7 protein-coding genes and 1 pseudogene are annotated in these 6098 nt (G+C 38.6%); 6 read left to right on the top strand and 2 right to left on the bottom strand.

Features of this window, described 5'->3' with window-relative positions; translation table 11 throughout:
* Nucleotides 1-161: 161 nt before the first annotated feature.
* Both J7I96_RS05485 and J7I96_RS05480 read left to right on the top strand, forming a co-directional pair.
* Nucleotides 162-620 carry an NUDIX hydrolase gene (locus J7I96_RS05485; RefSeq protein WP_214925316.1) on the top strand — a complete coding sequence of 153 codons (459 nt, stop codon included), beginning with the start codon at nucleotides 162-164 and terminating at the stop codon, nucleotides 618-620.
* A 242-nt stretch (nucleotides 621-862) separates the two neighbouring features.
* A pseudogene (locus J7I96_RS05480) lies at nucleotides 863-1075 on the top strand (VOC family protein); the annotation flags it as partial.
* A 217-nt stretch (nucleotides 1076-1292) separates the two neighbouring features.
* Here J7I96_RS05480 and J7I96_RS27885 read toward each other — a convergent pair.
* On the bottom strand, nucleotides 1293-1598 hold the full coding sequence (locus J7I96_RS27885) for a site-specific integrase (RefSeq protein ID WP_251029092.1): 306 nt from the start codon (nucleotides 1596-1598) through the stop codon (nucleotides 1293-1295).
* A 394-nt stretch (nucleotides 1599-1992) separates the two neighbouring features.
* Between J7I96_RS27885 and J7I96_RS05470 the strand changes: the two genes are divergently transcribed.
* Entirely contained in the window at nucleotides 1993-2688 is a 696-nt protein-coding gene (locus J7I96_RS05470) for a YjjG family noncanonical pyrimidine nucleotidase (RefSeq protein ID WP_214925318.1), read from the top strand.
* Nucleotides 2689-2778: 90 nt separating this feature from the next.
* On the opposite strand, the gene J7I96_RS05465 is transcribed toward J7I96_RS05470, so the two are convergent.
* Nucleotides 2779-4077, bottom strand: a complete 1299-nt coding sequence (locus tag J7I96_RS05465; protein ID WP_214925320.1) for an MFS transporter — start codon at nucleotides 4075-4077, stop codon at nucleotides 2779-2781.
* Nucleotides 4078-4537: 460 nt separating this feature from the next.
* Between J7I96_RS05465 and J7I96_RS05460 the strand changes: the two genes are divergently transcribed.
* From J7I96_RS05460 to J7I96_RS05450, 3 genes are all read left to right on the top strand, one after another.
* Nucleotides 4538-4717 (top strand): IDEAL domain-containing protein, encoded by a 180-nt coding sequence (locus J7I96_RS05460; RefSeq protein ID WP_214925321.1) that lies wholly within the window; start codon nucleotides 4538-4540, stop codon nucleotides 4715-4717.
* A 589-nt stretch (nucleotides 4718-5306) separates the two neighbouring features.
* A complete protein-coding gene (locus tag J7I96_RS05455) occupies nucleotides 5307-5627 on the top strand; it encodes an antibiotic biosynthesis monooxygenase (RefSeq protein WP_214925325.1) in 321 nt (106 codons plus the stop codon).
* Nucleotides 5628-5867: 240 nt separating this feature from the next.
* Nucleotides 5868-6077, top strand: coding sequence for a hypothetical protein (locus J7I96_RS05450; protein WP_214925326.1), 210 nt, complete (start codon nucleotides 5868-5870; stop codon nucleotides 6075-6077).
* Nucleotides 6078-6098 lie beyond the last annotated feature (21 nt).

The raw sequence follows: 6098 nt of genomic DNA, 5'->3' as shown, positions 1-6098 counted from the left end.
TCATGGATGGCTAACGGGTGCTTTACTTCATTACCAGGAGCTGATCAGCAGCTCCTTTTCTTATGGAACTATCGGGGCAGGATAGTTCAACAAGGAAAATGTTTATTTAGAAGAGAAAAAGTAGTGAGGAGTATTTAAATATTAATGCTGAGGAGAAAAAAATGGCTCAAAATGGGATTGTTTTAGTAGTTAGTGTATCATTATTCAAAGATGGAGAAGTTTTAATGATAAAAGAAAATAAACCCAGTGCAATGAATAAGTGGAATTTTCCTAGTGGACGAATTGAGTCTGGTGAAGACATTCTCTATGCAGCCCGAAGGGAAGTAAAAGAGGAAACAGGGTTTTATGTGGAACTTACTACCACTACTGGTATTTATAACTTTATCAGTAGTGCTGGTAATCAAGTTGTTCTTTTTCATTTTACTGGAGAAGTTACTGGAGGATCATTAGATATTAAAGAAGATGAAATTATAGACTTTAAATGGGTAAATATGTCTGACCTCGTGAACTTTGATAATGAAGAACTTCGTGATGCAGGTGTTATAAAACAAATAGGAAATAGTCTAGTTAATAAAAGTTTCTATTCAGTAAATATCTTTAATCAACAATTAGGTAAATAAATATCCTTGTTGAACTACATGTGCGTTAGCTGAAGATCAGAGCTGTCTTTAGGGTAGCTTTATCTTTATGCAATTATCGGGGCAGGTTAATTGAAGATGTAACTATAAATATAAAACATTAACCGTAAGAGATTCTTATGTATTTTTATAAATAATATAAAATTTTATTTACTTTGGAAGTTTAGTATCCTTTTGTTAAAGGGGAAGTTTTGGGAAAAATTTGAATTCACAGGGGTGATAAAATGATTAAAAAATTACATCACGTTCAGATAACTATTCCAAAGGAGACTGAAGAAAAGGCTAAAAATTTCTATTGTGGTATTTTAGGTTTACAAGAAATCGAAAAACCCGAATCTCTTAAAGGACGAGGAGGATTTTGGTTAAAAGTCGGTGATAAAGATGTACATATAGGAACAGAAGGTGATTTTGATAGATTGAAAACTAAAGCACATATTGTACCTTTGCTTTTTCTTTTGGTTCAGTTAATTTAAGAACATTTTTAGAAAGTGATCTGCCCTCATTTACATGATGTAAGAATCCTTTGTATCGGTTTCCGCCAGCACCTACAAACACCTTTTTCATTAGTTTTTCAACAATATCAGAATCAATTAATTCGTTTCGGTATAGGTAATCATAAAATGATGTAACTACCGTAAGGTAGTTGTTTACCGTTCATTCACTGCGTTTAGCTGGTACTGTTTTGTGTGGTATAACTTTATTGCTTTCATATGGATTCCTAAGCCAAGCAACGAAGTTAGATAAATTCTCAAAGTTCACCTGCTGATAATCAATACCTGTTTGTTTTAAGTATGTAAAGTGAAATTTCAAAGCTGTACAGTAAGTCTTTAAAGTGTTGCTGCTACTTTCCTTGTTATGGAGGTACTTCATATACTTTGCAACAGATTCAACAGGCAAACCATATGTATCCAGTAGAAGATAATATTTTCCATTGTTAACAGATATCTCCTCCACTCTCATGAGTACACTCTCCCGTTAATTATTATTTTTGATAGTAGTTCTACCCATAGAGACTCCCGTTGTTGTTTTGTTAAGGTCCTCGAAACTATCGTTTCTGCGGAGTGCTGTCCTCGCACCGAGGCTATGTCCTCTATCTAAAAACCGTACTAACGTTCTGTCCCTTAATTCCATTTTATACATATAAAACCATATATTCAATCTTTATTTTTCAAGTCAATTATGTAAATGAAAAAGGATAGTTAGCCCTCATACTGGACTAACTATCCTATGATTTATTATCTAAATTTAACTTTGGGCTATCCTTTTTGTAGTTTTCCAAGCTTTCAGTATATATTTTCGATACGTAAATAAAGGAAATGTGTTAAGTTGGACTAAAATGATTATGGGGGCAGCGATGAAATACGAAATTATTTTATTTGATGTTGATGATACTTTGCTGGACTTTGGAATATCGGAAAAGAATGCACTGCATGAAGCTTTTTTAGAGTTCGGTTTGCCAACAGGGGCGGAGGATTATGCGGAATGTTACCAAGAAATCAGTAAGGTATTATGGAGGGATTTGGAACAGGGGCAGATAGATTTAACCATTCTGGGAGTGGAAAGGTTCAAGCGGTTGTTCCTGAAGTATGGGCTTGATATGGATGCGGATGAGTTCAGCCGTGCGTACCTGGGACATTTGGGAAAGGAAATACATCTTCTTCCCGGGGCTATAGAAGTTTGCGAGAAGCTTGGAGGATGCCGGCTTGCTATTATAACAAATGGCTTCACGGCAGTGCAGACAGCAAGAATCGGTGGTTCAGCCCTTTGCACTAGATTTGAGACCTTGATAGTTTCCCAAGAGGCTGGGTTTCAGAAGCCTGATAGAGGAATTTTTGATTATGCTTTTTCCAAGTTAAAGATCACGGGTAAATCGAAAGCGTTGATAGTGGGTGACTCCTTGACTTCAGATATACAGGGCGGCTTGAATTATGGAATGGATACATGCTGGTACAATCCCCATCAAAAGGATAATGATCTGGGAATCAAGCCCACATATGAAATCCGTACGCTCACTGATCTTTTGGAGATTGTAGGAAATAAACAAGTATAGGGTGGTATATGCCTTCTAAAAAACAGAGGCCGCTTGTCCGAGTGAGAGGACACACAGCCTCTGTTATTACTCATGCCCGAGATTTTAGAATCAGTTCAAATCCAGCTCATGTGGTTTGAGTGTTTGATCCTTTTCTTTCCTTCTGCTGAAATGCGGGGATAATATACAAAGCGCCAGGGAAATCGCGAGACCTGCCATCATGAATCCGCCAAATACCAAAGGGGATGGGCCATATGATTCCGCCATGGCGGTCCAAATGAGCGGACCGAAACCTGCAATGGCCGCCGCGACCTGATAACCGACAGATAATCCTGTATAGCGGACCTTGGCTGGAAAGAGCTCCGAGAATAATGTCCCTTGTGTAGAAAATATGGCTCCCCAGATGATGCCGAGTACAACTGCCTGCATCATGTAGAACCAGCCAACCCCACGCCCAATCATTGTAAAATATGGGATGGCCAAGACGAAAAGGAGAGTCAGGCCCCCAAAATAGATGATTTTTCGATCGATGAAATCTGAAATATAACCAATGACAGGAATGGTGATCAGCATTGTAGCGCAGCCAATCGTTAAACCGGTAAGAGCTGAATCTTGGGAATAACCAAAATACAGTGTAGTGAAGACGAGAACATAGGACATGATGAATACATTGAAGAAGCCGTCCCCAATTTTTAGTCCGATCACCTGCAGCACACTTCTCCAATCGTGTTTCAACGTTTCAATAATGGGAACTTTCGCGAGATCGCCGCTATCTTTCTGCGCTTTAAATTCCGGCGTTTCTTCAATGCCACTCCTTACCCAAATTGCCAATCCGATCAGTACACCGCTTAAAAGGAATGGAATCCGCCAACCCCAAGATAAAAATTGGGCATCGGTTGTCAAGGAACTGATGAGGGTAAGGCTGAACGAACCGGCAACCAAGCCGATGGGGACCCCTAGTTGGGGAATGGATCCATATAACCCACGGACACCTTTAGGAGCAGATTCCGTTGCCAATAGGATGGCTCCGCCCCATTCACCACCCAAGGAAATTCCTTGAATCAACCTCAGCACCACCAAGATGGCGGGGGCGGCCAACCCAACCTGGGCATAAGTGGGCAGAACACCGATTAGCATTGAACTCCCTCCCATACCAATAAGGGTGAACATGAGTGCTGCCTTCCGTCCGATGCGATCGCCCATATGTCCGAACAGGATGCTGCCGATTGGACGGGCCGCGTAACCAGCCCCGAATGTGACAAAGGCGAGAAGAAGTGAAATCGCTGGATCATGATTGGGAAAGAATAGCGTTGTAAAAACCAGGCCCGTTGCTGTCCCGTATAAATAGAAATCGTACCACTCAATAACGGAACCCGCTAAACTAGCGAAAAGAACTCGACTTTTTCTCATGATAAATGCTCCTTTAATGCTAAGTTTTTCATCAAAATTGTTTTCAACGATAAATAAAGACGAAATGAACAAAAATGATGGTAAATGAATATATGTAATAAACTGGATTATTTAGATTATTTTAGAGGGCTTATCCATGCCGGTCAATATATTTCTGACTTTTCTGAAAAAATGATGCAAATAACTTAGCTTCCTTCACCTGTAATGGAATATAATTAATTCTAAAGTAATGGAAATTAACGATCCAATCTTCCCGGGTAAAATGACTAAGTGGATAAAAAGAAAATGTGTTACCGATTGGAAATCCGAATATTTAGAAATATTTGTGTATAGAAGAGTGGCAAAGTGGAAATCATGTGGATAAGGAAATGAAAAAGAGGAAAGGATAAGATTTCAATAAATAATAATAATCTCCAAGTTATTTAGTATAATAGAAAAAAGGTTAAGGAGTTGGTTTCGTATGGAGAAGCAATTGCCAGGAACATCGCTTGAACCTGAAGAGATGGCTGAAATGGTATTAAAAAAGGCCCTTAGTGATTACCGGAAAGCACAAATCGAGAAAGAAATCGATGAGTCATTAAGAAATCGTGATAAGGAAGAGTTCCTACGTTTAACTGAAATATTGAAGGGCATTTCCTGAATATTCTCTGTGAACAAGACAAGTAGTTATGATATGGAATGTATACTGAAAAGCCAGCACAGCTGATAACCATAAATATGCTGAAGAGAAACTTCATTTACCTGGAACATACTAAGTAAATAGCAATCTATAGTATTATAATATTTTACATTGTAAGCGCTTTCTTATATAATCAAATAAAGAAACCATGGAGAGAAGAGTGTAAGTGCGCTAATGGCGGGATTCGCAGGGTATTGGTGGCTGAAAAGTTCATGCACCGGGATAAAAACTAAAAGGGGGAAAAGTTATGAAAAAGAATGGAGTGTCTTTGGTTGAATTTGTTCAGGAGGATCGATTCGAACTCAGCTCCTATATTACTTCTTTATTTAACAAACTGAATGACTATGTTCCCAAAAGTCTTAAAGATAAAAGGTGAGTGACAATAAAATGGATCAGGAAGATATGCAAAACTTCCTGATCCATTTTTTATTTTATTTTGGGAATCAGAGTCTTAAGTAGTGCACGTAAGTAAAAGTCTCATTAATTGACAATGAGAATCGTTATCGAATAAAATGATTCAATATTAGTATATCGATTGGAGTTGTTCATATTGTTCGTTCAGATGAGAAAAATGGTGGTAAAGGAAGGTAATGCAGAACAAGCAGTAAAACGGTTCAGTGGGGAAGGGATCATAGAAAAGCAGGAAGGGTTCATCGATTTAAGTGTAATGGTGAAAAAAGTGCGACGCGGGGATGATGAGGTCATCATTATGATCAATTGGGAGTCGGAGGCGCATTGGAAGCAGTGGGAAAAGAGTGAAGCCCATATCGCAGGCCATAAAGCAAACCTAGGAAAACCAAAGCCTGAATATATCGTCAGTTCTGAAGGATCATTATATGAAGTGAAGGCTATTAAAAAGGCAGTGAAATGACTGACCTTAAACCAGCCTGTTTTAAATTCCGGACAAATAAGTAACTGGGTGTAATATCCCATTTCTCAAACATCTTGTTAGCATAAGGATACGGAATGGTTACCGTTCACATATAATAGCTTACCTTCACTAAAATTCAGGCTCCCATTATGGGTGCCTCTTTTTGTTGATGAAATCTCGGGATAGGTTATGTAATTCCAAGTCTATTGATATAGTAAAATATCATTGCTGGGGGAAAAATTGATATCGGGATTTCCTTATAAAGTACATGAAGTCGATCCATCCAGGGTCGTAATGAAAGGCGGAACCATGAGAAGAAAAATTCGTTCTGCAAGATGTTTTGTTCATCCGCAATTTTTGGAGCAACCGGATCTACAGGGCCGGGAATCCAAAATTTGGATCATATACAGTGAGGCAGGAGCTTCACTGACAATCATCCGTTTGAATTAATGTAAGCTGTAACATTAAAAA

Origin of the sequence: Bacillus sp. ISL-78 (genome assembly GCF_018613455.1) — a bacterium.
GTDB lineage: Bacteria > Bacillota > Bacilli > Bacillales > DSM-1321 > Peribacillus > Peribacillus frigoritolerans.
This window is presented reverse-complemented; position numbering and strand designations above follow the sequence as displayed.

What these genes read in the sequence shown, in the direction of transcription:
- J7I96_RS05485 (WP_214925316.1), top strand. Translation starts at nt 162, where the DNA reads ATGGCTCAAAATGGGATTGTTTTAGTAGTTAGTGTATCATTATTCAAA.
- J7I96_RS05470 (WP_214925318.1), top strand. Translation starts at nt 1,993, where the DNA reads ATGAAATACGAAATTATTTTATTTGATGTTGATGATACTTTGCTGGAC.
- J7I96_RS05460 (WP_214925321.1), top strand. Translation starts at nt 4,538, where the DNA reads ATGGAGAAGCAATTGCCAGGAACATCGCTTGAACCTGAAGAGATGGCT.
- J7I96_RS05465 (WP_214925320.1), bottom strand. Translation starts at nt 4,077, where the DNA reads ATGAGAAAAAGTCGAGTTCTTTTCGCTAGTTTAGCGGGTTCCGTTATT.
- J7I96_RS27885 (WP_251029092.1), bottom strand. Translation starts at nt 1,598, where the DNA reads ATGAGAGTGGAGGAGATATCTGTTAACAATGGAAAATATTATCTTCTA.